Here is a 24232-nt window from a genome sequence, read left to right as displayed (position 1 = left end):
TCGGTGGGCGACGCTTCTCCCACCCGGAGTGTTGGCGTTTAGAGTTTTGGCCATTCAGCCCGGTTTCGAAAAAAGCAAAAGTCCCTGGCGCCTGACGGCGCTGGGACGCTTGGGCTGCTTGGGCTGCTTTGGCAGCCGGTCGCTCAGGCCTCGCCGGGCGGCTTGTTCGAGCCGCCGAGGAAGCCTTCGCCCTGCTCCCGGACGTTGTCGACGACGCCCCCGGCTCCGCCCTGGCCGCCGCCGAAAGCGCCCTGCGCCTGATCCGCCAGGCCGCCGCTGCCCTGGGCGCCGCCGAACTTGTCCATCAGGTCCTGCGGGTTGACTCCGTGCTGCTGCAGCAGGTCCGCATGCTGCTCGTGGTCGACCTGATCCGGCAGCTGCTGAGCTGCCTCTTGGGCCTTGTCGGGACCGTGCAGGTTGTGGATGTGGTCAAGAATGGTCTGCTTGTCGAAGAACATCTAGACACCTCCGTAAACGATGGACGGCACAGGGCGATCCGGACTGCTCAGTCTACGCCCCACTCGGCCCCGGTGGCTGCTGCGGGGCGGGTCGTTTGGCCCTGGCCCGCTGCGCTCCCAAGTGCCAAGATCAAGCTATGGATGCGCTCACGCTGGCTCGCTGGCAGTTCGGCATAGTCACCGTCTATCACTTCCTGTTCGTCCCCCTGACCATTGGGCTCGTCCTGCTCGTGGCAATCATGCAGACGCTGCACGTGCGCAGCCACGACCCGGTCTATCTCCGCATGACCAAATTCTGGGGCAAGCTCTTCCTGATCAACTTCGCCATGGGTGTGGCGACCGGCCTGGTGCAGGAATTCCAGTTCGGGATGAACTGGTCAAGCTACTCGCGCTACGTGGGCGACATCTTTGGCGCACCCCTCGCCATCGAGGGCCTGCTGGCTTTTTTTCTGGAGTCCACCTTCTTGGGCCTCTGGATCTTCGGCTGGGAACGCCTGCCTGAGAAGGTCCACCTAACCTGCATCTGGCTGGTTGCGGCCGGCACGCAGTTCTCGGCTTTCTTCATCCTGGCCGCCAACTCCTGGATGCAGAATCCTGTCGGCTACCACATCAACGCCGCCACCGGGCGAGCCGAGATGACCGACTTCTTCGCCATTCTGGGCAATCCCATCCTGCTGGTCACCTATCCACACACCGTCTTCGGCGCGCTGATGACCGGCTCTCTTTTCGTGCTCGGCGTCAGCGCCTACCACCTGCGCAAAGCCGAGCAGAGGCAGCTCTTCCAGCGCTCCGCCGTGATCGCGCTGATCGCCGGCTTTGTCGCTTCCATGGGGGTGATCTTCAGCGGTCACGCCCAGGCCCAGGTGATGACCCAGGTCCAGCCGATGAAGATGGCCTCCGCCGAGGCGCTCTATCAGGACCAGAAGGGAGCTGAGTTCTCGCTTTTCGCGATCGGTACGCCCGACGGTAAGCACCTCCTACTGGACGTGACAGTTCCCCACTTCCTGAGCGTCCTCGCCACCAGCACCTGGAATGGCCAGGTTCGCGGCATCGACAACATCCAGAGCGAGTACCAGAACCGGTTTGGTCCGGGCGATTACGCCCCCGTCATCCCCGTCACGTACTGGACGTTCCGGCTCATGGTGGCGGCGGGCTTCCTGGTCGCGGGCCTCACCGCCTGGGGCTTGTTCCTGCTTCGCCGCGGCCGGCTCGAAGCTTCCCGGCGCTACCTCTGGCTCTGCATCCCGGCCATCGGCCTGCCGTTCTTCGCCAACTCGGTTGGCTGGATCTTCACAGAGATGGGTCGCCAGCCCTGGGTCGTCTTCAGGCTGCTCAAGACTGCCAACGGGGTCACACCGACAGCCGCTGCCTGGATGGTCGCGACCAGCCTGGTCACTTATGCCCTGCTCTACGCCGCCCTGGCCATCGTCGACGGCTACCTCATGCTCAAGGTGGCTCGACTCGAGCTGCATGGTGAAGCGGATCAGGCGGGAGGCGAGGATCCCCTGCTGGAAGCTGTCGCCTACTGATGGGCTCCCTCAATCTCCCCACCGTTTGGTTCGCGATCCTGGCCTATCTCTGGCTCGGCTACTTCTTCCTGGAAGGCTTCGACTTCGGCGTCATGATCCTGCTTCCCTTCCTGAGCCGCGACGACACCGATCGCCGCGTGCTGATCAACTCGATAGGACCCGTCTGGGACGGCAACGAAGTCTGGCTGGTCGTGGCGGGAGCCGGCACGTTTGCGGCCTTTCCAGAGTGGTACGCGACGCTCTTCTCGAGCTTCTACCTGCCCCTGCTGATAATCCTCGTCGCACTGATCTTCCGGGCGGTCGCCTTCGAGTTCCGGGGCAAGCTCAGCACACCGGCCTGGCGGGTGTGGTGGGATCGTGCGCTCTTCTTCGGCAGCGCCCTCCCGGCCCTGCTCTGGGGAGTCGCCTTTGCCGGCATGCTGCACGGTGTTCCCATCGACGCCCACAAGGAGTTCGCCGGCAACTTCTTCGACCTGCTCTCGCCCTACGCGCTTCTGGGCGGCCTCGTGAGCTTTGCCCTTTTCACGCTTCACGGCGCCCTCTATCTGGTGCTGAAGACTGATGCCGACATGCGGGAGCGAGCTCGCCGCGTCGCCGGCCGGGTTTGGTGGCCCGCGCTCGGCCTCACCTTCCTCTTCCTGGCCTGGTCCTTCGTGAACGCAGTTCAGACCGACGTTCGCGGCGTCGTCCCCGACTGGGTGCCGCTCGGAGCACTTGGCGCGCTGGTGACCGTAGGCTGGCTGCGCCGCCTCCGGATCGACTTCTGGGCCTTCCTGGCCAGCGGGGCCACCGTCGTGCTGCTCTTTGCCACCATTTTCTTGAACCTCTACCCGCGGGTGATGGTCTCCAGTCTCGATCCGAACTACAGCCTGACGATCTACAACGCGTCCTCCTCCAATTACACGCTGACTGTCATGACGATCGTGGCGCTGACCATCGCGCCCTTCGTGCTCTGCTATGAGGCCTGGAGCTACTGGGTCTTTCGGAAGCGGATTCGACGCGAGGACTTCGAACCGCGACCTGTGGCGCCTGGGCAGGCTGGATCCCCGGGCGCCCAGCAGCCTGCCGGCGCCAAAGCGCCTTGAAGCCGGTCGAGCGCCGGCTGCTGAGCGAGGCTCGGGAGGCCTGGCGGCCGCTCGGATTGGTCCTGATGGCCGGTCTCCTCGGCGCCTTGGCGCTCATCGCTCAGGCGGCCTTGCTGGCCCGCATCGTCAGCCGCGCGTTCTTGGACCACGCTCCAACGGCGGCGCTCGTGCCCTCACTTCTCCTGCTTGTCGGGGTGGCGCTCCTGCGCGGGCTCGCCGTCTTTGGCGGCCAGGCGGCGGGGCAGGCGGCGGCCGCCCAGGTTCGTTCCCGCCTCCGAATCAGCGCAGCGCGAAGGCACCTGGAGCTCTCGCGCCGGGAACAGGGCTCCTCCGGCGACCTTCTGGAAGCGCTCACAGCCGGGGCGGAGGCCCTCGACCGCTACTTCAGCGGCTACCTGCCTCAGCTGGTGCTGGCGGTGACGGTGCCTGTCCTGGTTCTGCTCTTCGTCGCTCCCCGGGACCTGCTCTCGGCCGGCATCATGGCGGCCACGCTGCCTCTCGTGCCCGTGTTCATGGCGCTGATCGGCCTCGGCGCTCGCCGTCGGGCTGAGACGCGATGGTTCGCCCTGAGCCTGCTGTCCGCGCACTTCCTGGATGCGGTTCAGGGCCTCACCACCCTGCGGCTGTTCGGCCGCGCCCGAGCGCAGGAGAAGACTGTGCGAACTGTCAGCGACGGCTACCGGCGGGAAACGATGGCGAACCTCCGCCTAGCGTTCCTCTCCTCTCTGGTCCTGGAGCTGGCGGGCACGCTGGCGACCGCTCTCGTCGCCGTGGCGATCGGCATCCGGCTGGCCCAGGGCACGCTGAGCCTGGAGGTGGGACTGGGGGTGCTGATTCTGACGCCCGAGCTGTACCTACCGCTGCGCCGGCTGGGCGCCCAATTCCACACCAGCCTGGATGCGCTGGCGCCGGCGGAGCGGATCTTTCGCTGTCTGGCTGAGCCCGGCCAGCCGGGCGGCGGACTCCGGGTGGACCTGCGGCGTCAACCGATGCGGCTGGCGGGTGTCCGGTTCACTTTCCCCGACCGGCCCGAACTCCTGGCCGGCGTGGACTTCGAACTCCGGCCCGGGGAGAGAGTGGCGGTCGTGGGTGGCAGCGGTGAAGGCAAGACCACCCTCGCCGCGCTGCTGCTGGGATTTGAGGACCCATCCGCCGGCACGCTCAGCATCGGTGATCAACCCCTGGCCCGGCTCGACCTCGCATACCTCCGGGAGCAGATCGCCTGGCTCCCCCAGCGACCGTATCTCTTCGCGCTGAGCGTTGCCGCCAACATCGCCGAGGGCAGGCCGGGCGCTGGGGCTCACGAGATCGAGGCAGCGGCCGCCGAAGCTGGCATCGACTTCGATCTGGATCGGTTCGCGGGTGAGAACGGCCGGCTGCTCAGCGCGGGCCAGGCGCAGCGAGTCGCTCTGGCCCGAGCTCTCCTGCGCCAGGCGCCGCTCCTCATCCTCGACGAGCCCACCGCCAACCTCGATGTCCGCACGGCGCTGGCGGTGCGCCGGCTGCTGCGGTCAAAGCGGCCGCAGACGGTGCTCCTCATCACCCACAGCCAGTCTCTGGCGGCCGCCGCGGAGCGCGTGGTTCGGCTCGAAAGGGGCAGGCTGCAGGAACCAGTCCCTCTGGCGGTGACGGGATGAAGCGCTACCTGCTTGGTCTGGCAGCGCCGGTCAGGGGCGGCCTGACACTGGCCACGCTGGCGCTCGCCGGGACTCTGGCCAGCGGAATCGCCCTGCTGGCGACATCCGGCTACCTGATCTCGAAGGCGGCGCTCAGGCCCCCCGTGCTGGAGCTGACGGTGGTCATTGTGGCGGTGAGAGCCTTCGCCTTGGTGCGCGCGCTCTTTCGCTATGGGGAGCGAGTGCTCTCACATGAATTGGCCCTCGAGCTGCTCGTAGAGCTGAGGGTGAGACTCTTCAGCCGGCTGCGACGGCTTGCGCCGGCGGGCTTGGAGAGCTTCCGTTCGGCGGACCTGCTGCAGCGGCTCGTGGGTGACGTGGAGTCCATGCAGGACTTCTTCCTCCGGGTGGTCAGTCCACCGCTTGCCGCCGCCCTGACCCTGCTGGTGGCCGCCACTGTGCTCTGGCCCATCGCCCCGGCCGCCACCCTCAACCTGCTGGTGGCTGCGGGATCAGCCGGCGTGGCGCTGCCTCTCCTGGCCCAACGGCTGAGCCGGCTGCCGGCCAGGCGGCAGGCTGAGCTTCGCGGCCAGCTCAGAACGCAGGTGGAAGAGCTGCTGCGAGCGCAGCGGGAGATAGTCGCGTTCGGCCGGCAGGCGCATCACCTCCACAACCTGGCGTCTGGGGACCGAGCGCTGGCTCGAGAGGATCGCAGACTGGCCTGGAGCTCTGCGGCGCTGGAGGGGGCTGTGCTGACAGTGGCCGGTCTGGCGCTCGCCTCCGCGCTCTGGCTTCTGGCCGGCAGCGGCCAGACGCAGGGGGTCTGGCTCGCCAGCGCAGCACTTGTCACGCTGGCTTCCTTCGAGGCGGTGCAGCCGCTGCCGGCCGCCTTCCAGAAGCTGGCTCAGGTGAATGCCTCCGCGCAGCGGCTGCGGGAGATCGAAACGGCACCGGTTCCAGTGCCGGAGGGCCGCGGCGGGCTGCCGGCTCAGCCCGGCGACGTCAAGCTGGAGGGCGCCTGGTTGCGCTACCGACCGGAGGCGGAGTGGGCACTTCGCAACGCCCACCTGACCCTCCGGGCGGGCCGGAGGTACGCCCTCATCGGCCCCAGCGGCTGCGGCAAGAGCACCCTCGCTCGGGCCCTGGTCCGGCTCCGCGACCTCGATCGCGGCACTGCCACGCTCGGCGGCGTGGACCTTCGCCGGCTGGACCCCGAGAGCGTGCAGAAGGTGGTGGGCGTCTGCGCTCAGGACGCGCACATCTTCAATGCGACTCTGGCCGCCAACCTCAAGCTGGGCAGGCCCCAAGCCGGCTGGGCCGACGTCAAGAGAGCGGCGCGCCAAGCCGGCCTGCTGGACTGGATCGAGCGCTTGCCGGCAGGCTTCCAGACACGGGTAGGCGCCGGTGGCGAGGCGCTTTCCGGCGGTCAACGGCAACGTCTCAGCCTTGCTCGGACGCTGCTCATGGACTTCCCGATCGTGATCCTGGACGAACCGACGGCCAACCTGGACGAGGCAACCGCGACAGCCCTCCTGCACGACATCTGGAGGGCCTTGGACGGCCGGACGGTCCTGCTCATCACCCACCGGCTGCGCGGTCTGGAGGCGGTGGATGAGGTTCTCGTCATGGAATCCGGCCGGATAGTGGAATGCGGCAGGGAGAGTGAACTGCGCCAGCGGGACGGCCTCTACGCCGAGCTTTGCCGGCTGGCCGCCTAGACCGCGCACCGCCAGCCGCTGGGTTCCGGCTGATCGCCAGGGGCCGGCCGTTCGGGCGACCGGTAGGATTGAGTTCGGATTCCCTTGCTGCCGACCGTCAACGACCTCACTTTTCAAGCTGCCACAGTCAATGGCTCGGGCAGCCAGTCAGCCAACATGGTGCTGACGCGGGCCATCTTCTCGCTGGGTATTCCCGTGGCGCCGAAGAACGTCTTTCCCTCCAACATCGAGGGTCTGCCCACCTGGTACCAGCTGCGCGTCACCACTCAGGGCTACCAGGCCCGCAAGGGGGATCCAGACGTGCTGGTGGCGCTGAACCCGGCCACCTGGCGGCAGGACCTGGAGCAGGTCCGGCCTGGCGCTGCCGTCATCCATCAGCACCTTTACTCGACTGCCGACGCGCGCACAGACGTGGACTACTTTCCAGTGCCCTTCACCAAGCTGGCCAAGACGGAGATCCAGAACGACACGCTGCGCAAGCAGCTGACCAATCTCATCTATGTGGGTGTGGTGGCCGGGCTTCTGGAAGTGCCCTTCGAAGCCATCCAGGAAGGCATCCGGCGGACCTTTCCGACCAAGCCGGGCGCCTGGCAGGCCAACGAGGACGCCGCCCGAATCGGATTCAAGTACTGGCACGAGAACTTCAGCGCCCACGAACGGCGCCATGTCCTCCGGCCGCTGACCGGCCTGACGGACAGCCAGATCCTGCTCGAGGGCAATCAGGCGGCGGCGCTGGGCTGCATCATGGGCGGCTGCACAGTGGCCGCGTGGTATCCAATCACCCCATCGTCCAGCGTCTGCGAAAACCTGGCGGCCTACGCCGACCGCTACCGCCTGGACAAGGCGACCGGCGAGCGGCGAATAGCCATAGTCCAGGCGGAGGACGAGTTGGCAGCTCTCGGGATGGCCATTGGCGCCGGCTGGGCTGGGGCCCGGGCCATGACCTCGACCAGCGGCCCTGGCATCTCCCTCATGGCGGAGTTCAGCGGGCTCGCCTACTACGCCGAGATACCCGTGGTGATCTTCGACATCCAGCGGATCGGCCCCTCGACAGGCCTGCCGACACGCACCTCGCAGGGCGACCTGGCCTTCATCTACACCCTCTCCCACGGGGACACCAAGCATCTTGTCCTCCTGCCGGGCACCGTGGCGGAGTGCTACGAGTTCGCCCAGACCGCCTTTGATCTGGCCGACCGCTTCCAGACGCCAGTCTTCGTGCTCTCGGACCTGGACCTCGGCATGAACCTCTGGATGTCGCCTCAGCTGCAGTACCCGGAGCGCCCCTTCGACCGCGGCAAGGTGCTGACCAAAGACGATCTGGATCGCCTGGAAGGCGAATGGGGCCGCTACCAGGACGTGGATGGCGACGCGGTGACCTACCGCACTCTGCCCGGCACCGAGCACGCCCGGGCGGCTTACTTCACTCGTGGCTCCGGTCATGACGAGCTGGCTCGCTATACGGAGAGCCCCGAGGCCTACGCGGCCAACATGGATCGGCTGGCTCGGAAGCTGGAGACCGCCCGAGCGGCGATGCCGGCGCCGGTGGTGGAGACGGCCGACTCAGCCCAGATCGGCGTCATCGCCTTCGGCAGCACGGACGCTGCCGTGGTGGAGGCGCGAGAAGACCTGCGCGAGCAGGGCCTGGAATTCAGCTACCTGCGGGTGCGAGCGCTGCCGCTGAGTCCCTCCCTGGTTGACTTCGTCGCCGCCCACGAGCGCATCTATGTGATCGAGCAGAACCGCGACGGCCAGCTCTACGACCTGATCCGGCTCGAGCTGCCTTCTCAGCTGGTCGGGCGCCTGCGCTCCATCCGGCACTACGACGGCCGGCCCGTCACCGCTGAGTCACTGAGCCGGCCCTTGCTTGAACTGGAGGCAGTGCCCGTCTGATGGCCGCTCCCGCCCTGAACCACATTGGTCTGGCTCGCGACTCCTATAAAGGCGTCGCCAGCACGCTCTGCGCCGGCTGCGGCCACAACTCGATCACCAACCATGTCATCAAGGCGCTCTATGAACTGGGCGTCGAGCCTCACCTGCTGGCCAAGATGAGCGGCATCGGCTGCTCCTCCAAGACGCCCGCCTACTTCGTCGAACGGGCACACGGCTTCAACGGGGTTCACGGGCGGATGCCCTCGCTCACGACAGGCGCCCAGCTGGCCAACCGCAAGCTCATAATGCTGGGCGTGTCCGGCGACGGGGACACCGCTTCCATAGGTCTGGGCCAGTTCATGCACATGATCCGGCGCAACGTTGACTGCACCTACATAGTCGAGGACAACGGCACCTACGGCCTGACCAAGGGCCAGTTCTCGGCCACTGCTGATGTCGGCTCCGTGCAGAAGAAGGGCACTGTCAACGCGTTTTTGCCGATCGATCCCTGCGCGGTGGCGCTCACCCTCGGCTGCAGCTTCGTGGCCAGGTCCTTTTCGGGCGACGGCAAGCAGCTGGTGCCGCTGCTGAAAGCGGCGCTGGCCCATCGCGGGACTGCTGTCCTGGACGTCATCTCGCCCTGCGTGACCTTCAACGATCACGACGGCTCGACCAAGAGTTACGCCTACATCAAGGACCACGAGGAGGAGCTGCAGGACGTCTCCTTCATCCCCTACTTCGAGGAGATCGAGGTGGACTACGAGCCCGGCACCACAACCGATGTGCGGCTGCACGATGGTTCGCATCTCCGGCTCCACAAGCTGGCCCAAGACCATGATCCGAGCGACAGGTTGGGCGCCATCCGGCTGCTGGAAGAAGGCCGGAGCAGGGGCCAGCTCGTCACCGGGCTGGTCTACCTGGACGAGACGATGGAGGACTTCGCCACCCGCGAGCACCTGCCCGAACGGCCGCTGCACTCGCTCGGCGAAGCCGAGCTGCGGCCTTCGCGGGAGGAGTTCGACGCGCTCATGGGGAGCCTGGCGTAGAAGCCGGCCGTTCGGCCACGAGCGAGCAGTTCGCCCAGGCCGCCCGCGTCCTGGCTGCTCGCGATCCGGCCCTGGGTCGGGTGATCGAAGCGGTGGGGCCGCCAGTGTTGCGGGAGCCTCAGCCCGACGCGTTCGCTGCGCTGGTGCGCTCGATAGTGTTCCAGCAGCTGGCCGGCAGGGCCGCGAGCGCGATCCACCAGCGCTTCCTGGCCATGCTGCCGAACGGCCTCTCGCCGCAGAACGTGCTGACCCTGCCGCCCGAGGTGCTGCGTGAGGCAGGGCTTTCGGGCGCCAAGGCAGCATCCATCCTGGACCTGGCGACCAAGGTCGGTGACGGCACTGTGCCACTGGAGGATGCCGAGGCCCTGGCCGATGAGGAGCTTATCACGCGGCTGGCGACAGTCCGCGGCATTGGCCGCTGGACTGCCGAGATGTTCCTCATCTTTCACGTTCGCCGGCCAGACGTCTGGCCGGTCGACGATCTCGGCGTCCGGAAGGGCTACGCCAAGGCCCACGGCCTGGACCTGCTGCCGCCGCCGAAAGCGTTGATGGCTCTGGGCGATCCCTATCGGCCCTGGCGGACGGTGGCCGCCTGGTACTGCTGGCGGGCCGTCGACACGGTGCTGCCGGAGGCCTAAGCCGGCCTGGCTTGATCTCGTAAAAGGCGACGAGATCTTGAGATGATCAGTCGCGCGTTTGAGAGGTTATCAGCCATCTGCGATTGGCAACTGCTAGACTCTTGAGGATGCCCGAATATCGCGTAGGCGAGGTCGCCGAACTGATGGGTGTGAGCTCTGACACCGTCCGCCGGCTACTGGACTCAGGCCAGGTCCGCACTCTCCGGACCTCGAGCGGTCAGCGGCTCGTGGAGGGGAGCGACCTGGCGCGCTTTCTGGCCGAGCAGGGAGGTCCTGCAGCTGCCTCCTGGCCGGAGCTGCGAGAATCCGCCCGAAATCACTTCCCGGGCATCGTCACCCGCGTCGTCAAGGATGGCGTCATGGCCCAGGTGGACATCCAGGCCGGCCCGCACCGAATCGTCTCTCTCATGACGCGGGAGGCCGCCGACGAGCTGGCGCTCAAACCTGGGGTTAGGGCCATCGCGGCAGTCAAGTCGACCAACGTGGTGGTCGAGTTGCCGAGATGAAGCGCGTCCTCACCGTATTGGCTGCGATGCTGCTGACGGCCTGCGCTGGCAGCAGTCCCTCGACCGCTTCAACCTCAACTCCGAGCCCAGACAACGTCGCCGGGACTATCAACGTTTTCGCCGCCGCCAGCCTCGCCGCGGCGTTCAAGGCTGAGGGCATGGCTTTCCAGGCCAAGCACTCCAAGGCCAGTGTCGTGTTCAATTTCGCGGGCAGCGCCTCCCTTGTGACCTCGATCAACAATGGAGCTCCGGCGGACGTCTTCGCCTCCGCCGACCTCCCGAACATGCAAAAGGTCGTGGCCGCCGGCAGCGCTGTCAGCCAACCTGTGAACTTCGCCTCGAATGAGCTCCAGATCGTCGTCCCGGCGGGCAATCCCAAGGGGATCAAGGGATTGGCTGATCTTGCCAGTCCCGGCACGGTGGTGATCCTCTGCGCACCCGCGGTGCCATGCGGAAATTACGCCAACCAAGCGCTCGCGAAGGCTGCGGTCAAGGTGACTCCCAAGAGCCAGGAGCAGGATGTCAACGCGGTGGTCAGCAAGGTTTCGCTGGGCGAGGCCGATGCCGGCATCGTCTACGTCACCGACGTCAGGGCGGCAGGCGCCAAGGTCCAGGGGGTCCCAATCCCCGACGCTCAGAACGTGGCGGCCCTGTACCCCATCGCGACGGTGAAGGGCGGCTCGAATCCAAGAGGAGGCCGGGCCTTCATCGATTTCCTGCTGAGTGCCCCCGGGCAGTCCAAACTAGCCAACTACGGCTTCAAGAAACCCTAGGCAGGAACGGAGAGCGGGCGAGCGCCCGCCTGCGCTGCTGGCCCTCCTGGCCCTTTGCGGCGCAGCGCTCTTCATACTGCCCCTGGTGGGCCTTGTGGTCAAGGCTCCTTGGCCCGAGGCTCTCGCTGACCTGAGAGCACCTGAGTCACTCGACGCGTTTCGGCTCTCGCTGATCTGCTCACTGAGCGCGACCGCCATTGCCGTCGTCTTGGGCGTGCCCCTGGCCTGGGTTCAAGCCCGGATGGAGTTTCGCGGTAAGAACCTCCTCCGTGCCCTGACCACGCTGCCCATGGTCCTGCCCCCCGTCGTTGGTGGCGTCGCCCTGCTCTTGGCCTTTGGCCGCCGAGGCCTCATTGGCTCCTATCTGTTCGACGCCTACGGAATTCGTCTGCCCTTCACCACGGCGGGGGTCATCCTGGCGGAAACATTCGTCTCAATGCCATTCCTGGTGATAACCGTTGAGGCCGGATTGCGATCCATGAACCGGCGCCTGGAGGAGGCGGCTCGAACCCTCGGTGCCCACCGCTGGACTGTTTTTCGGCGCGTGACAGTACCTCTTGTCGGGCCCTCGATTTTCGCCGGGGCGGTCCTCTGCTGGTCGCGGGCGCTGGGCGAGTTCGGCGCCACCATCACCTTCGCCGGCAACTTTCCTGGCCAGACCCAAACCATGCCGCTGGCTGTCTACCTGCTCTTGGAGACACGTCCGGACGCCGCGATAGTTCTCAGCCTCGTTCTGGTTCTGGTGTCGCTGATAGTTTTGGTGGCCCTCCGTGATCGCTACCTGAACGTGTCGTGACGCTCAGGGCGAACGTCAATCTGCGCCTGGGCACTCTCCAACTCGCCCTCGGGCTGGTAGCAGCGCCAGGCGAGGTTCTGGCACTGCTCGGCCCCAACGGAGCGGGCAAGACGACCCTGCTTCGCGCTCTGGCAGGCCTACAGCCAATCGAGGCGGGTGGGATCGAGCTCGACGGGGTGACCCTGGATTCACCTCTTGCTGGCGCCTTCGTGCCAGCCGAAGATCGGTCGGTCGGCGTGCTCTTTCAGGACTACCTGCTCTTCCCGCACCTGTCGGTAGTCGAGAACGTCGCCTTCGGGCTTCGCTCGCGAGGAGCAGACCAGCCCCGCCAAACCGCCAGGCTATGGCTCCAGCTCATGGATCTGGACGCCTACGCTGCCGCCAAGCCTGCCCAGCTGTCAGGCGGCCAGGCTCAGCGCGTCGCCCTGGCCAGGGCGTTGGCCCCCGCGCCGCGGCTGCTGCTCTTGGACGAGCCGCTGGCGGCTCTTGACGCATCCAGCAAGGTGGCGATCCGGCGGGAGTTGCAAAAGCACCTGAGTCTCTTCGAGGGGATCTGCCTGCTGGTCACTCACGACCCGGTTGACGCTGCTGCTCTCGCCGACTCTGTCCTTGTGATCGAGGATGGCCGCGTGGTGCAGCAGGGAACGCTGCCTCAGATCACCGCCCGCCCGCGCTCCCGCTATGTCGCGGACCTGGTGGGGGTCAACCTCTGGCGGGGGCAGGCACACGATGGTCAGGTCAGCGTGGGCGTGGCTTCGATCAACGCCGCGGATTCGCAGGACGGTGACGTCTTCGCCCTGGTCCATCCGCGTGCCGTTTCTCTCTATGTCGAGCGACCCGATGGCAGTCCGCGAAACGTGTGGCGCGGCAGAGTGACCTCGTTGGACTTCGCCGGAGACCGAGTTCGGGTCCGAGTGGACGGCCCGGTCCCGGTCGTGGCCGAGATCACCAGCGCCGCCCTGGCTGAGCTTGGTCTGGTTGGCGGCGAGGAGGTCTGGGTGTCGTTCAAAGCATCCGAGGTGGACGTCTACTCAGCTTGATTGGTTGCGTTCAGATCGGGCTCAAGGACGGCGAGCCCTGGCTCTCCTCATCGACGGTCCGCCGCCAGCCTTCGATCAGCCGGCCGGCGATGCTGTAAGTGGCCGGCCGGTTCTCCGGCAGGTTGCCCAGGTTGAACCAACGGGCCTCCTCGATCTCCGCTTCCTGGAGCACAATCTCGCCCGAGCGATAACGCGCGTGGAAGCCGATCATCAGCTGGCTGGGGAAGGGCCAGGGCTGACTGCCGGCGTATCGGATCTCCTGCACCTCCAAGCCCACCTCTTCCCGCACCTCCCGCGCGACCCCCTGTTCCAGCGTTTCACCGGGTTCGACGAAGCCGGCGACCAGGGCGAACAGGCCTGAGCGGTTGAGATGGTTGCGAGCCAGGAGTATCTCGCCCGGCCTGTGCACAAGGGTGATCACTGCCGGCGTGATGCGTGGGTAATGCGCCGTGTGGCAGCGCGGGCAGACCCGGGCTCTTTCGCTCTCGTGCGGCTCAGTGGGGCTGCCGCAGCGTCCGCAGAAGGCGTGGGCGTCCCACCACTCCAATATCTGAGCGCCCCTCGCGACCATGGCCACCAGGTTCTGATCTGTGGCGGCAGCCATCAGCTCGCGGAGACTGAGCGCGCACAGACCTGACGGCACTTGCGGCAGCGACAGGCTGAGGCCCCAGCATTCCTTGCCGGCCAGCTCGCCCAACCAGATCGGCTCGGTGTCAGCGGGGTAGTCAAGTTCGGCCAGCAAGGGCGGGCCGCCGTCGGCCTCCCGGACCAGCACCTGCCCGGCCGAAAACGCTATGCCCAGCGCCCCAGCACGCGGCAGTAAGGCCATGACGCCATGATCGGCCATCCGGCGTCTGGACTCCGGCGGAGGTGAGGGCCGATCGGCGCCGGCCGGCTTGGAGTCAGCCCGGCGCCGGTAGCCTTGCGTCCAATGCAAGCGGCGGCGCGGCAGCGTGCGACCGAGCTGGCTCACTGGGAGCCGCGCCTGGAGGAGTGGCGGATGCTGGTGCCAGTGATCCGCGCCCAGACTGCGACGCCGCTGCTCCAAATCGCCGACCTCCTATCAGCGAGCACGCGCAGCTCCGGCGACGTGCTTGGCATCGTGGAGGTGCCTCGGACAAACCTGCCCAACCTTCCCCACGTCCTCGAGGAGCGCCGGCGGGATCTGCTTCGCTGGATCGCCAGCATCGACACCTCCGGCCGGGCCAGCCGTCTCAACGTGCAGACACGGGTCAGCCACGACGTGCGTCAGGGCATCAGAGAGGCCGTCTACGAGAACGGCAGCAACCTGGTGGTGGTGGAATGGCCTGGGCTGACCAGCCGGCGGCCTCGGCTGCTCGCTGCGGTGTTGGAGGACCTCGTCTCCGACCCGCCGGCCAACCTCGCCCTGGTGCGGCCGGATCCTGACGGTTCCAGCGGCGGTCAGGGAGTCCTGGTGCCGGTCCGGGGCGGCACCAACGCTCCGCTCGCGGTCAAGCTCGGAGCGGCTCTGGCGGAATCGCGAGAGGGCGTCCTGACCATCCTTCACGTGATCGAGAACCGGCATCATCACCGCCTCCGGGCCGCGATGTCCGAGCGCTTTCATGAGCTGGTGGACAGCATCCACTACCGGCGGGTGGAGATCCGGGAGCGCAGCTCTGACAGCGCTGCGACCACGATTCTGGAGTATTCCCAGGCTTACCAGACAACCGTGCTGGGCGCGTTCGCTGAGCAGCGAAACTCGCCAGTCCTGGTACAGGCCGCGTTCGCTCGCATGGTGCGCCAGCTGCGCGGCACGGTGATCCTGGCCCGGCGGGCTTAGCACCTCAGGGCTGAGGCTGCCGTCGCTAGAATCCGGTGCATGCTGACGCCCGTGGTCGCCTGGCCTGCCCAGCGGGTCGTCCACGCCCCGGCCGTCTTCTGCTTCTAGAGCGCTCCTAAAGAGAGCGCCGCCGGTCCGTGCGGCCGGCACGTACTCCTGACCGCAATTTGGAGTTGAAAGGGAGGCACGTATGGCCACGCTTCTTCGACCCGACCCCACCTTCTATCCGTCTCCGCGCCTGGCTGGCGACGCGCCCGCCGAGACCCTGGCCTACATGGTCACGTTCGACCCCACCGCGCAGAGTCCTGACGCGCTCCTGACGGTTGACGTCGATCCCAGCTCGCCGAGCTACCGCCAGGTGGTGAACAAGCTCGACATGCCCAACCTGGGGGACGAGCTGCATCACTTTGGCTGGAACGCGTGCAGCTCAGCCCTCTGCCCCTACGCCCCTCACCCACACATCGAGCGCCGCTACCTGCTGGTCCCGGGTCTGCGCTCGAGCCGCATCTACGTAATCGACACCAAGCCGGATCCCCGGCGACCCCAGATCGTCAAGACCATCGAACCTGAAGAGATTGCCAAAAGGACAGGCTACAGCCGCCCCCACACACTCCACTGCGGTCCTGACGGGGTCTACGTGAGCGCGCTCGGCGCACCGGACGGCGGCGGCCCGGGCGGGATCTTCATCCTCGACCACGACAACTTCACCGTCAAGGGCCGCTTCGAGCTGGATCGCGGTCCGCAGTTCCTCGCCTACGACTTCTGGTGGCATCTCGGCTATGACGTCGCTCTCACCAGCGAGTGGGGCACGCCCAAGATGATCGAGGACGGTGTCAACGGCGAGTTGCTCTTGGCCGGCGAATACGGCCACCACCTTCATGTTTGGGACCTGCCGCGGCGGCGCCACAAGCAGGCGCTCGACCTGGGAGCCGAGCAGCAGATGGTGTTGGAGCTGCGTCCGGCGCACGATCCGACCCGCGCCTATGGCTTCGTGGGAGTGGTGACGAGTCTGAAAGACCTCAGCGGATCTGTCTGGTTGTGGTACCTGGAAGGCTCCCGCTGGGCTGTGAAGAAGGTGATCGAGATCCCCGCCGAGCCCGCCGATCCCTCGCTGCTGCCGCCCGTCCTGCAGCCATTCAAAGCCGTTGCCCCGCTGATCACCGACATCAACCTCTCGCTGGATGACCGCTGGCTCTACGTGTCGGCCTGGGGCACCGGCGAGATCAAGCGCTATGACGTCTCGGACCCCTTCAGTCCCCGGGAGACCGGGTCGGTGAGGCTGGGCGGGATCGTGAAGCGGACTGGCTGGAACGGCTCAGGCCAGCTGAACGGGGGACCTCAGATGGTGGAGGTGAGCCGCGACGGCCGGCGCGTATATCTCTCCAACTCGCTCTACGGTTCCTGGGACGCGCAGTTCTACCCGGAAGGCGTGGAGAGCTGGCTGGTCAAGCTGGACGCTGACGAGAGCGGCGGCCTGAGCGTCGATCCTGAGTTCTTCATCCGCACCGAGCAGCGTGCTCACCAGATCCACCTGGAAGGTGGTGACGCTTCCTCCGACTCGTACTGCTATCCCTAGATGAGCTGGGGCGAGGCCTGGCCGTGGCTGGCGCTCATCGGACTGGGCGCCTATCACGGTGTCAACCCGGGCATGGGCTGGCTGTTTGCCGTGGGCCGCGGGCTGCAGGAGAGCAGCCGGCGCGCAGTGCTCGGCTCACTGGTGCCCATCGCGGTCGGGCACGAGATGTCGATAGTGCTGATCCTGCTGGCGATCGGCCTGACCCAGCAGCTGGTGCCGCCGCACACCGTGCGGCTGGTGGCCGCCCTGGCCCTGGTCGCCGTGGGTCTCTGGACCTTGGCCCGGCCCCGAGCGCACCCCCGCGGCTTCGGGATGCGGGTTGGCGCTCTGGGCCTGGTCGCCTGGTCGTTCCTCATGTCGTCGGCACATGGCGCTGGCCTGATGCTGGCCCCGGTGCTGCTGGGCCTGCCGGTCGGGGACCACTTTTCCAATCCGAGCCAGCTGGGTCTCACGGCGGCGCTGGCGGCCACCGTCCACGTGGCAGCGATGGTCACGGTGATGGGCGTGCTCTCGGTGGTCGTCTATGAGAAGCTCGGTCTGGGCTTCCTGCGCAGGGGCTGGCTGAACCTGGACCTGGCCTGGACCACTGTGCTCCTGCTGAGCGGGGCGATCACGCTCTTCAGCGCCTAGCAGGGTGATGAAAAAGAGTCGTCGAGTGATTTGGCGATCCAGGTGGTCCAGATTCGGGTGCATTTTCGAGCACCGGAGTGAGCGCATCTGAACGATGCGTGAACGAGGAGCACAGAAAATAAGCCCGAAGATGGGCCGCGTGGGCGCCAAGGCGCCGACGAGGCCGGAGGCCCGAAGCCCTTTTTCATCGGCCTGCTGGCCCGAATTCTGGCGAGCTACTCGGCGACGAGCAGGTCCTGGTAAAGGTTCAGCTGGTCCCGGCTGAAGGCGACCAGCCGCGCGAGCTTCACCTGGGTTGAGGGCTCTCGGAGCGTGCTGACCGCTACCCGGGCGGCCGCCTCCTTCGGGTAGCCATAGATCCCGGTTGAGATGGCCGGGAAGGCGACGCTTTGGGCGCCCAGCTCGTCGGCCAGCTCGAGCGACCGCCGGTAGCAGGAGGCGAGCAATTGGGCCTCGCCGCTCCCGCCACCGTGCCACACAGGCCCGACCGCGTGGATCACCCAGCGGGCGGGCAGGCGGAAGCCGGGGGTCGCCTTGGCATTGCCAGTCGAGCAGCCCCCCAGCTGTCGACAGGCCGCCAGCAGCTCCGGACCGGCCGCGCGGTGGATGGCGCCACCCACGCCACCGCCGCCGAGCAGGCTGGAGTTGGCCGCGTTGACTATGGCGTCCACCCGCTCCTGCGTGATGTCCCCGATCACCGCTTCGATCTCCATGGCTCCTGAGTATGCGGCCGGACCTGGCGAAAGCGTCCTGTCCACGGCCCAGCCTGAGTCAGCCGTCCACCTCGGCCGGCCGGCCGCTCCGGTTGAGCCAGAGGAACGCTGCGAAGACCGCCACCACCGCCACGACACCGGCACCTGTCAGGAGCGGCCCGCCGGCGAGCGGCACGCTGGCCAGGGCCAGCACCAACCAACCCAACGCTGCCCCGACCAGCCCCACCATCGCCCCGGCCAGCAGCTGAGCGCGAGGCGGCGGCAGGCCCGGCGGCTGGCCGGCCAGCCAGGCCAGCTCAGCGAACCAGAGCAGAGCGGCGCCCCGCAGCGGCGCATCGATGACGACCGCATCACTCAGCACGGCGGCCAGGAGCTGCTTGGTGGCCAGCAGCACAAGAGCGGGCCAGAGGGCGGCAGGCCAGATCCTGCTCATCGCCAGGGCGAAGAAGAACAGCGCCGGCCCGCCGCAGAAGATCGCCACTGCTGGCGACAGTCCGCCCAGCGCCACTGGCAACACGGTCAGCGCAGCGCCCAGGACAAGTGCGCCCGCCAGGGCGGAGAGCTGCCAGCGGCTCACCTCGGCGCCACCAGCCGCCGCTCCCGGCGGAAGCGAGAAGCGGCAAGCAGCGGCGCGGCCAGCGGCCGATCGGCGTCCCAGCGCACGACCGGCACGCCAACGCTCACAAAGCTTGTGCGCAGCGCCTGCCGCTCCATCTCCCACAGACGCCTGGCCAAGAGCGCGGGCTCATCGTGGGCAGGTGCCAGAAAGTCGAGCGGGGACACCTCCAGCACCACCAGGTCGTGGCCGCGGCCGCCCAGATCCAGCAGCGCCCGAAGGCTTCTCTCATCCAGCAGGGGAGTGACTGCGACGACCAGCGCTCCGGGCGGCAGCGTTCGCGGCGGGATGACCTCGAGTCCCTTCCACGCGTAGCTGAAGATCACCTCGCTTTCGATCAGGGAATCGGCTATTCGATAGGCCTGCCGCTCTCCCAACCCCGGAGCCAGCCAGCGCAGCGTGCCGCCGAAGCCGATCAGGCCCACGCGATCGCGGCTGCGCAGGTAGGTGCCGGCGATCGAGCCGGCTGCTCGGACGGCACGATCCAGGCTATTTTCTTTGCCCAGCTCCAGCTCCGTGAAGGTGTCGAGGAAGATGACCACGTCAGCGTTTCTCTCCGGTCTGAGCTCGTTCACCTGCAGCGATCCCCGCCGTGCGGTTGCCCGCCAGTTGACGTGCCGGACCCGGTCCCCGGGCAGAAACTGGCGGATGCCGCCGAACTCGATGCCGTCGCCCCGCAGGTTGGAAACGTCGTCGCCGGCAGACATCTGCGGTCGCGCCGGCGGAATGAGACGCCGCAGCTTGTCGGCGGCGGGATAGATGCGGAGTCCTGGCAGCCGCAGTTCGGCCCAGTGGTAGCGGAACAGACCCAGCCGATCCTGGGCCGAGATGCCCAGCGTGCCGCCCCGCCGGCCGCCCCAGCGCTGGCAGGTGAGCGCCCAGCGCAGTTCAGCCGCCGCTCCGGGCCGCAGCTCGCTGACCGACGGGCCCAAGGGTCGGGCCGTCACCTCACGACCAACTCGCAGCTCCGAGCGAAGGCCCCACAGCGGCCGGCTGGCTTCCAGGGATACCGACAACTCCACCTCGCTGCCCTCGATTGCCCGCTCGCGCGCCTGGCTGATGGCGATGCTCAGCTGCGGCGATCCCGCCGCCGCCAGACTCAGCGCGGGCAGCAGCAACAGCGGCACCACGACGGCCACAGCCTCCGGGCGGCCGAAGAGCACGGCGGTCAGCAAGCCGGCCGCGCCGATGCCGAGGTAGACGGCCAGCCGCCGTGAGGCGACGACGCGGGCGGCTGGGCGGCTCAATCGGGAGGGGGCGCCGGCGCGCTCTCCAGACACTCGCGGACCACGTCTTCCGGCTGCAGTCGCTGGACCCACAGCTCCGGCTTCAGGGTGAGCCGGTGGGCCAGCGCGGGCACCGCCAGCGCTTTCACGTCCTCCGGGACCACGAAGTCGCGGCCTCGCAGCAGGGCCAGGCCGCGAGACAGCTTCAGGAGGGCCAGGGAGCCACGCGGGCTCGCCCCCACCTGGAGCCGGGGGCTGGAGCGGGTGGCGCCCACCAGCGCGACGACATAGCGGCTCAGCCCTTCGTCGACGTGCACGCGCTCGATCACTTCGCGCAGCGCCAGCACCTGAACCTGCCCGCTGATTGCGTCCAGGGGCAGCTCATCCCGCCGGCGCTCGATCCGCCGCCTCAGCACCTCCAGTTCTTCCTCGGGCGCCGGATACCCGACGGCGATGCGGAGCAGGAAGCGATCCAGCTGCGCTTCGGGCAGCGGGTAGGTTCCCTCGTACTCGATGGGGTTCTGTGTCGCCAGCACTGTGAAAAGCTCAGGGAGAGGATGTGAACGGCCGTCAACAGTGACCTGGCCTTCCTGCATCGCCTCGAGCAGAGCCGCCTGAGTCTTGGCCGGCGCCCGGTTGATCTCGTCCGCCAGCAGGATGTTGGTGAAGATAGGTCCCGGCCGGAACTCGAACTGCAAAGTCTGGGGATTGAAGATGGTGGAACCTGTCACATCGGAGGGCATCAGGTCGGGCGTGAACTGAACGCGCTTGAATTGAACTCCCAGCACCTGGGCCAGAGAACGCGCCATGAGCGTCTTCGCCAGTCCCGGAAAGTCCTCGATCAGCACGTGCCCGCCGGTGAGCAGCCCCAGCAGCATCAGCTCCAGCGCCTGCCTCTTGCCCACCACCGAGAGCTGGACCGCGTCAAGGATCCGGCTCGCCAGGTCGGTCGCTTCGGAGTTCGAGAGCCGCGCCACCTCAGATGGCATCGAGCCGCTCCACCACTCGCCGCAGTGTGTTCAGCGGGATGCCCGGCCCACCCCGCCGGGGCGGCGCCGGCATGTCCGGGCGCAATATCTCCCACGCCTCGTCGCCGACCCGGGCCCGGCAGGCGGCGGGCCGCGTCCGAGGGTCCAGACCCTTGGCTGCGAACCGCTCCTCGGCCAGCTTCACGAGTCTCGGCCGCAAGCGGTAGTGGAGGTCGAAGGCGGTGGCCCGCGAGAACTCGATTGCGTGCTCGAGAGAGACTAGATCAGGCACCTGCTGCAGGTTCGGCCGCGAGCGGAAGAAGCGGCGCCGCGGTGGATCAGCGTAGGTCCAGCCCCCGACGGCCGCGCTGGCGAGAGCCCAGACGGCAAGGCCGCCGAGGGCCACCAGCCAGAGCCTGATCACCACCCCGCCGTAGGGAGCTCCTGCCGCTTCGGCGGCCCCTACCACGATGGTGATGAGCAAGGCCGTGGCCAGGAGGCCCCAGAGCCTGCGCCCGCCGCGCTCAGACCGCCGCACTGACCAGCTCCTCCCGGATCGAGCGCAGTCCGGTCAGGGCGCGGACACGCATGTCGTCACTCACGTCGTGAGTCGAGAACCGCGCCCACTCGTAGAGCTCGGCCAGCCGCTCCAGCGGCGCCGCGCTGACTCCCGTCCGCGCCGGCGCCCGGCGCGCATATTCAAACGGCGCCTCAGACGGCTGGCGCGGAACGCCGTGGGCGCGGAAGACGGCCTCCACGGTGATCCAGGCCCGGATCACGGCTGTGCGGGGATCCGCAGTGCCGGCGCCATCGTCGTTCAGCTCCAGCGCATCGCTCAGCGCCTGGTATACGGCCTCTGCTGCCCGACGCGCGGGCACGGAAGGCGTCCGCAGGGCTCGCCAGGCCAGGTAGCCCGAGACCGTTATGACGCATGCCGCGATGAGCGCGGCAGGCCAGTCGAAGCCGCCCCCTCCCTGACCGCCCAACACCGTTCCGGTTGCCCCCCCGAGCAGCCCGGCTCCGCCGGCGCCCAAGAAGCCGGGCAGATGAAACAACCGGGCCGGCCGCAGCCAGAGGATGACCACCAGAGCGAGGCCGCTGAGAATCGGGAGCAGCCAGTGGCGGCGCTGCCGCTCCAGCTGCAGCGGCGCTTCGTCCGGGCGGGTGTGAAGCAGCCAGATGAGTCCTGCCAAGCCCAGCGGCAGAACTACTAGCAGGAGGTAGAACGCGGTGTCCACAATTAGGCCTCCGACGCGGGCTCCCACCGGCACCGGGTTCAGGCCGTCAGGGCGGCTGGCCAGCCCTACCAAGAGCAGCAGGAACACCAGACCGGCCACGGCCGGCCACCGCCGTCGCAGCTCAGAAGAGCTCACGCCGCTGAGTCTAGTTGCCTCTCGCGGCTTCCAGAAGCAGAGAAGGTAACTGACTCAAATCGTCCACAATCATGTCCGCCTCGGCGCCGGCCAGGTCGTCGTGGCAGCCGCGGTAGCGCACCGTCATCATGCCCAGCGCGCGCGCCCCGACCACGTCGGTAAACCGTAGATCGCCGACATGAGCAGTTTCCTCCGGCAGGGTGCCAAGTCCAACTAGAGCGGCCTGAAAGATTGTGGCCGCCGGTTTCGGCACCCCCACCTCATCGGAGAAGGCCAGCGCCGAAGGCTCGAACTTATCCAGCAGACTGTGCTCGGACAGCAGTTGGCGGAGGGTGGTGCCCGGCGAGAATCCTGTGTCGCTCACGACCCCTAGGCGGAGTCCCGCGGCCCGCAGCTCCGTCAGAGCTTCCGCGACATGCGGGGCCGGCCGGCTGGCCGATAGCAGCTGGGGCGCCGCAATGACCGAGCGCAGCTCCGCGGGCGAGCTGATCTCGAACTGCTGCCTTAAGTGCTGGATCAGACCGTTGAGGCCGAACTCCCGGCCCGACCGCCAAGTTTCGGTGTGCAGCAGGAAGGCGCTCTCAATGGCCCGAGCAACTTCCGCTTCCTCGACGCCCAGGTGGGCAGCCACCGCCGCGGCACGAGCTTGCAGGGCCGATTCCGGCCATATGAGCGTGCCCCAGAAGTCGAAGGTAACAGCGCGCAGGCACCGGGCGCGCCGGCTTTTTGCCGCGGCCGCGCTCAACGGTGGCCCGTCAGGAACCACAGATGCTATGACCTTCGGTCCCAGGCCACTACACGAATCTAACGGCTCGGCGCTGCCGCCTGAGCCCGCCGGCGGGCGCGGAACTGTCTGGCCTTGGCTCGATTGCCACAGCTGCGCATGCTGCACCAGTGGCCTGCCCGATTTCGCGACTGGTCAAAGAAGACATACTGGCAAGCTTCGTCGGCGCACGCCTTCAATCGCACCCAGCTGCCGTCGGCGACCGCCTGGCCGACCCCCAGCAGGATCTGCGCCAGGGCCGCGTCGAATCCCGCGGCGAGCGGCCTCAAGGCAAAATCAGGCCCCTCAAAGCGCAGTTGGAAGCGCGCGCAAGCCTCGTCTGCGTATCGATTGAGGGCGCTCAAATCCCGGTCGACCTGCCCCGCCCCGTTGTTCACGAGCAGCAGCTCGCGCAGGCCCTCTCGGAGACCGGCGGCCCGCTTGACGTCAGCGGCACTCGTCGCCACTTCAGCGGCGAGTAAGCCCCGGCCGCGGAACCAAGCCGCAAGCTCGGCGGGGGTCGCCAGCTCGTCGCGGCCCTCCTCCCGGTCGAGCGTGTTCACAAAGGCTGCCACAAGGCCGGCTGCTGGGGGTTCTTTAGATGTGGTCATTCCTTCTGCCGGCAGATTACCACCAAAGCGTCACCAGCCAAACTGATTTGTAGGTTATAATAACCATCGTGTCAAGTACGACGGTTAGCGGAGGAAACACAATGATCGAACTCAGCCTGCCCGAGGTCATCTGGCGCCGAGCCAGCGTCGGTCTGCCCGAGCGCATGCGCCCGGCCCTGAAGCGCTGGGTCTCGCTCGGCAGCTTCAGCGCCGATGAGGAGGCCCGGCTCTCCCGAGGAACCGGCGGCCGCATCTAGACGAGGACGTTCCTGTCGGTTCCCTTCGGGCTGCCCGGTTCAGCCGCGCTGGGCGGGCGGCCGGACCTGGGCCATGACCTCCTGCAGGATCTGATCCTGGTCCGCCAGATGTGTCTGGAGCAGAAGGCACTCGCGTAGGATCGCTTCGGCATCCTTATACGTCTGCACCGCGCGCTTGTCGTTGGCCGCGCCCAGGACCTGCTGCCCAACCATGATCACGAACATCAGGAGCAGCTGCACTATGTTGCCCAGAAAGAGCAGGAAGGAGAAGGGATAGGGATCAATCGCCCGCAGCGGGCCAAAGAGTGCGGCAGCCATCCAGACGGCCATGAAGAGGGCAGCGGCGTAGAAGGCCCACATCGTGCCCACCCCCTTTGTGATCAACGCGCCCAGGCGCCCGTTGAAACCCACGGTTTCATCGGAGCGCAGCGGTGGCTTTTCGTGCCGGCGCTCCAGTAACCGGGGATGAGCATGGCTGTTGACTTGCTGCGGCGCCTGGGGGCCACGTCCTGTCAAGTGGTGTAAGAACGACGACCACGTCATCCACAACACTTAGCCGGCCGCCGCCAGCTCTGGCACCACCTCCTTCTCCTCGATGATGGCCACTTGGGCCGCCTTCAGCGA

26 protein-coding genes are annotated in these 24232 nt (G+C 67.4%); 15 read left to right on the top strand and 11 right to left on the bottom strand.

The window, feature by feature from the left end; all coding sequences use genetic code 11:
- Positions 1 to 143: 143 nt before the first annotated feature.
- Positions 144 to 458, bottom strand: a complete 315-nt coding sequence (locus tag ACR2MZ_RS09520) for a hypothetical protein (protein WP_434004817.1) — start codon at positions 456 to 458, stop codon at positions 144 to 146.
- A 137-nt stretch (positions 459 to 595) separates the two neighbouring features.
- Here ACR2MZ_RS09520 and ACR2MZ_RS09515 point away from each other — a divergent pair, with 137 nt between their 5' ends.
- From ACR2MZ_RS09515 to ACR2MZ_RS09465, 11 genes are all read left to right on the top strand, one after another.
- Positions 596 to 1987, top strand: coding sequence for a cytochrome ubiquinol oxidase subunit I (locus ACR2MZ_RS09515; RefSeq protein WP_434004816.1), 1392 nt, complete (start codon positions 596 to 598; stop codon positions 1985 to 1987).
- Positions 1987 to 3072 (top strand): cytochrome d ubiquinol oxidase subunit II, encoded by a 1086-nt coding sequence (gene cydB, locus ACR2MZ_RS09510; protein WP_434004815.1) that lies wholly within the window; start codon positions 1987 to 1989, stop codon positions 3070 to 3072. The genes ACR2MZ_RS09515 and cydB overlap by 1 nt, the downstream gene beginning before the upstream one ends.
- On the top strand, positions 3069 to 4709 hold the full coding sequence (gene cydD, locus ACR2MZ_RS09505) for a thiol reductant ABC exporter subunit CydD (RefSeq protein ID WP_434004814.1): 1641 nt from the start codon (positions 3069 to 3071) through the stop codon (positions 4707 to 4709). The genes cydB and cydD overlap by 4 nt, the downstream gene beginning before the upstream one ends.
- A complete protein-coding gene (gene cydC, locus ACR2MZ_RS09500; RefSeq protein WP_434004813.1) occupies positions 4706 to 6406 on the top strand; it encodes a thiol reductant ABC exporter subunit CydC in 1701 nt (566 codons plus the stop codon). Before cydD ends, cydC begins: the two co-directional genes overlap by 4 nt.
- 84 nt (positions 6407 to 6490) lie before the next feature.
- Positions 6491 to 8296 carry a 2-oxoacid:acceptor oxidoreductase subunit alpha gene (locus ACR2MZ_RS09495; RefSeq protein ID WP_434004812.1) on the top strand — a complete coding sequence of 602 codons (1806 nt, stop codon included), beginning with the start codon at positions 6491 to 6493 and terminating at the stop codon, positions 8294 to 8296.
- On the top strand, positions 8296 to 9321 hold the full coding sequence (locus ACR2MZ_RS09490) for a 2-oxoacid:ferredoxin oxidoreductase subunit beta (protein WP_434004811.1): 1026 nt from the start codon (positions 8296 to 8298) through the stop codon (positions 9319 to 9321). Before ACR2MZ_RS09495 ends, ACR2MZ_RS09490 begins: the two co-directional genes overlap by 1 nt.
- An 80-nt stretch (positions 9322 to 9401) precedes the next feature.
- Positions 9402 to 9959, top strand: coding sequence for a DNA-3-methyladenine glycosylase family protein (locus ACR2MZ_RS09485; protein WP_434004810.1), 558 nt, complete (start codon positions 9402 to 9404; stop codon positions 9957 to 9959).
- A 107-nt stretch (positions 9960 to 10066) separates the two neighbouring features.
- A complete protein-coding gene (locus tag ACR2MZ_RS09480) occupies positions 10067 to 10465 on the top strand; it encodes a TOBE domain-containing protein (RefSeq protein WP_434004809.1) in 399 nt (132 codons plus the stop codon).
- The gene (modA, locus tag ACR2MZ_RS09475; protein ID WP_434004808.1) at positions 10462 to 11238 is read left to right on the top strand and encodes a molybdate ABC transporter substrate-binding protein; all 777 of its coding nucleotides are present in this window, start codon (positions 10462 to 10464) and stop codon (positions 11236 to 11238) included. Before ACR2MZ_RS09480 ends, modA begins: the two co-directional genes overlap by 4 nt.
- A gap of 34 nt (positions 11239 to 11272) precedes the next feature.
- Complete coding sequence (locus ACR2MZ_RS09470) at positions 11273 to 12034, top strand: ABC transporter permease (protein ID WP_434004818.1); 762 nt, start codon at positions 11273 to 11275, stop codon at positions 12032 to 12034.
- A complete protein-coding gene (locus ACR2MZ_RS09465; protein WP_434004807.1) occupies positions 12031 to 13074 on the top strand; it encodes a sulfate/molybdate ABC transporter ATP-binding protein in 1044 nt (347 codons plus the stop codon). Before ACR2MZ_RS09470 ends, ACR2MZ_RS09465 begins: the two co-directional genes overlap by 4 nt.
- Before the next feature lie 10 nt (positions 13075 to 13084).
- Here the strand turns inward: ACR2MZ_RS09465 and nudC are convergent, their stop codons facing one another.
- Positions 13085 to 13903 carry an NAD(+) diphosphatase gene (nudC, locus tag ACR2MZ_RS09460; RefSeq protein ID WP_434004806.1) on the bottom strand — a complete coding sequence of 273 codons (819 nt, stop codon included), beginning with the start codon at positions 13901 to 13903 and terminating at the stop codon, positions 13085 to 13087.
- A 102-nt stretch (positions 13904 to 14005) separates the two neighbouring features.
- Between nudC and ACR2MZ_RS09455 the strand changes: the two genes are divergently transcribed.
- From ACR2MZ_RS09455 to ACR2MZ_RS09445, 3 genes are all read left to right on the top strand, one after another.
- Positions 14006 to 14875: a universal stress protein gene (locus ACR2MZ_RS09455; protein WP_434004805.1), complete on the top strand. Its 870-nt coding sequence runs from the start codon at positions 14006 to 14008 to the stop codon at positions 14873 to 14875.
- A 190-nt stretch (positions 14876 to 15065) separates the two neighbouring features.
- Positions 15066 to 16451 (top strand): selenium-binding protein SBP56-related protein, encoded by a 1386-nt coding sequence (locus ACR2MZ_RS09450; protein ID WP_434004804.1) that lies wholly within the window; start codon positions 15066 to 15068, stop codon positions 16449 to 16451.
- Positions 16452 to 17081 carry a hypothetical protein gene (locus ACR2MZ_RS09445; RefSeq protein WP_434004803.1) on the top strand — a complete coding sequence of 210 codons (630 nt, stop codon included), beginning with the start codon at positions 16452 to 16454 and terminating at the stop codon, positions 17079 to 17081. It abuts the gene before it with no gap.
- A 215-nt stretch (positions 17082 to 17296) separates the two neighbouring features.
- Here ACR2MZ_RS09445 and ACR2MZ_RS09440 read toward each other — a convergent pair whose 3' ends face one another.
- Genes ACR2MZ_RS09440 through ACR2MZ_RS09405 form a run of 8 tightly spaced genes read right to left on the bottom strand, consistent with a single transcriptional unit; the run spans position 17297 to position 23351 of the window.
- Entirely contained in the window at positions 17297 to 17794 is a 498-nt protein-coding gene (locus ACR2MZ_RS09440; RefSeq protein WP_434004802.1) for an O-acetyl-ADP-ribose deacetylase, read from the bottom strand.
- Between the two features lie 58 nt (positions 17795 to 17852).
- Entirely contained in the window at positions 17853 to 18371 is a 519-nt protein-coding gene (locus ACR2MZ_RS09435; RefSeq protein WP_434004801.1) for a hypothetical protein, read from the bottom strand.
- A complete protein-coding gene (locus ACR2MZ_RS09430; RefSeq protein WP_434004800.1) occupies positions 18368 to 19690 on the bottom strand; it encodes a DUF58 domain-containing protein in 1323 nt (440 codons plus the stop codon). The genes ACR2MZ_RS09435 and ACR2MZ_RS09430 overlap by 4 nt, the downstream gene beginning before the upstream one ends.
- Positions 19654 to 20625, bottom strand: a complete 972-nt coding sequence (locus tag ACR2MZ_RS09425; protein WP_434004799.1) for an AAA family ATPase — start codon at positions 20623 to 20625, stop codon at positions 19654 to 19656. Before ACR2MZ_RS09425 ends, ACR2MZ_RS09430 begins: the two co-directional genes overlap by 37 nt.
- Positions 20615 to 21142: a hypothetical protein gene (locus tag ACR2MZ_RS09420; protein ID WP_434004798.1), complete on the bottom strand. Its 528-nt coding sequence runs from the start codon at positions 21140 to 21142 to the stop codon at positions 20615 to 20617. Before ACR2MZ_RS09420 ends, ACR2MZ_RS09425 begins: the two co-directional genes overlap by 11 nt.
- Positions 21129 to 21977: a DUF4129 domain-containing protein gene (locus ACR2MZ_RS09415; RefSeq protein WP_434004797.1), complete on the bottom strand. Its 849-nt coding sequence runs from the start codon at positions 21975 to 21977 to the stop codon at positions 21129 to 21131. Before ACR2MZ_RS09415 ends, ACR2MZ_RS09420 begins: the two co-directional genes overlap by 14 nt.
- Positions 21978 to 21987: 10 nt before the next feature.
- On the bottom strand, positions 21988 to 22722 hold the full coding sequence (locus ACR2MZ_RS09410; RefSeq protein ID WP_434004796.1) for an HAD family hydrolase: 735 nt from the start codon (positions 22720 to 22722) through the stop codon (positions 21988 to 21990).
- Positions 22723 to 22781: 59 nt separating this feature from the next.
- Positions 22782 to 23351: a CGNR zinc finger domain-containing protein gene (locus ACR2MZ_RS09405; RefSeq protein ID WP_434004795.1), complete on the bottom strand. Its 570-nt coding sequence runs from the start codon at positions 23349 to 23351 to the stop codon at positions 22782 to 22784.
- Between the two features lie 101 nt (positions 23352 to 23452).
- Here ACR2MZ_RS09405 and ACR2MZ_RS09400 point away from each other — a divergent pair, with 101 nt between their 5' ends.
- Positions 23453 to 23608 carry a hypothetical protein gene (locus ACR2MZ_RS09400; protein WP_434004794.1) on the top strand — a complete coding sequence of 52 codons (156 nt, stop codon included), beginning with the start codon at positions 23453 to 23455 and terminating at the stop codon, positions 23606 to 23608.
- A 39-nt stretch (positions 23609 to 23647) separates the two neighbouring features.
- Here the strand turns inward: ACR2MZ_RS09400 and ACR2MZ_RS09395 are convergent, their stop codons facing one another.
- A complete protein-coding gene (locus ACR2MZ_RS09395; protein ID WP_434004793.1) occupies positions 23648 to 24019 on the bottom strand; it encodes a DUF1003 domain-containing protein in 372 nt (123 codons plus the stop codon).
- Positions 24020 to 24232 lie beyond the last annotated feature (213 nt).

Source organism: Candidatus Dormiibacter sp. (assembly GCF_050999135.1).
In the GTDB taxonomy this organism is placed as follows: domain Bacteria; phylum Chloroflexota; class Dormibacteria; order Dormibacterales; family Dormibacteraceae; genus Dormiibacter; species Dormiibacter spiritus.
Note: the sequence above shows the minus strand (reverse complement) of the source record. Positions and strands in the feature narration are given on the sequence as shown.

What these genes read in the sequence shown, in the direction of transcription:
- modA (WP_434004808.1), top strand. Translation starts at nt 10,462, where the DNA reads ATGAAGCGCGTCCTCACCGTATTGGCTGCGATGCTGCTGACGGCCTGC.
- ACR2MZ_RS09490 (WP_434004811.1), top strand. Translation starts at nt 8,296, where the DNA reads ATGGCCGCTCCCGCCCTGAACCACATTGGTCTGGCTCGCGACTCCTAT.
- cydC (WP_434004813.1), top strand. Translation starts at nt 4,706, where the DNA reads ATGAAGCGCTACCTGCTTGGTCTGGCAGCGCCGGTCAGGGGCGGCCTG.
- ACR2MZ_RS09400 (WP_434004794.1), top strand. Translation starts at nt 23,453, where the DNA reads ATGATCGAACTCAGCCTGCCCGAGGTCATCTGGCGCCGAGCCAGCGTC.
- ACR2MZ_RS09450 (WP_434004804.1), top strand. Translation starts at nt 15,066, where the DNA reads ATGGCCACGCTTCTTCGACCCGACCCCACCTTCTATCCGTCTCCGCGC.
- ACR2MZ_RS09515 (WP_434004816.1), top strand. Translation starts at nt 596, where the DNA reads ATGGATGCGCTCACGCTGGCTCGCTGGCAGTTCGGCATAGTCACCGTC.
- ACR2MZ_RS09455 (WP_434004805.1), top strand. Translation starts at nt 14,006, where the DNA reads ATGCAAGCGGCGGCGCGGCAGCGTGCGACCGAGCTGGCTCACTGGGAG.
- nudC (WP_434004806.1), bottom strand. Translation starts at nt 13,903, where the DNA reads ATGGCCTTACTGCCGCGTGCTGGGGCGCTGGGCATAGCGTTTTCGGCC.
- ACR2MZ_RS09445 (WP_434004803.1), top strand. Translation starts at nt 16,452, where the DNA reads ATGAGCTGGGGCGAGGCCTGGCCGTGGCTGGCGCTCATCGGACTGGGC.
- ACR2MZ_RS09405 (WP_434004795.1), bottom strand. Translation starts at nt 23,351, where the DNA reads ATGACCACATCTAAAGAACCCCCAGCAGCCGGCCTTGTGGCAGCCTTT.
- ACR2MZ_RS09440 (WP_434004802.1), bottom strand. Translation starts at nt 17,794, where the DNA reads ATGGAGATCGAAGCGGTGATCGGGGACATCACGCAGGAGCGGGTGGAC.
- ACR2MZ_RS09520 (WP_434004817.1), bottom strand. Translation starts at nt 458, where the DNA reads ATGTTCTTCGACAAGCAGACCATTCTTGACCACATCCACAACCTGCAC.
- ACR2MZ_RS09425 (WP_434004799.1), bottom strand. Translation starts at nt 20,625, where the DNA reads ATGCCATCTGAGGTGGCGCGGCTCTCGAACTCCGAAGCGACCGACCTG.
- cydB (WP_434004815.1), top strand. Translation starts at nt 1,987, where the DNA reads ATGGGCTCCCTCAATCTCCCCACCGTTTGGTTCGCGATCCTGGCCTAT.
- ACR2MZ_RS09480 (WP_434004809.1), top strand. Translation starts at nt 10,067, where the DNA reads ATGCCCGAATATCGCGTAGGCGAGGTCGCCGAACTGATGGGTGTGAGC.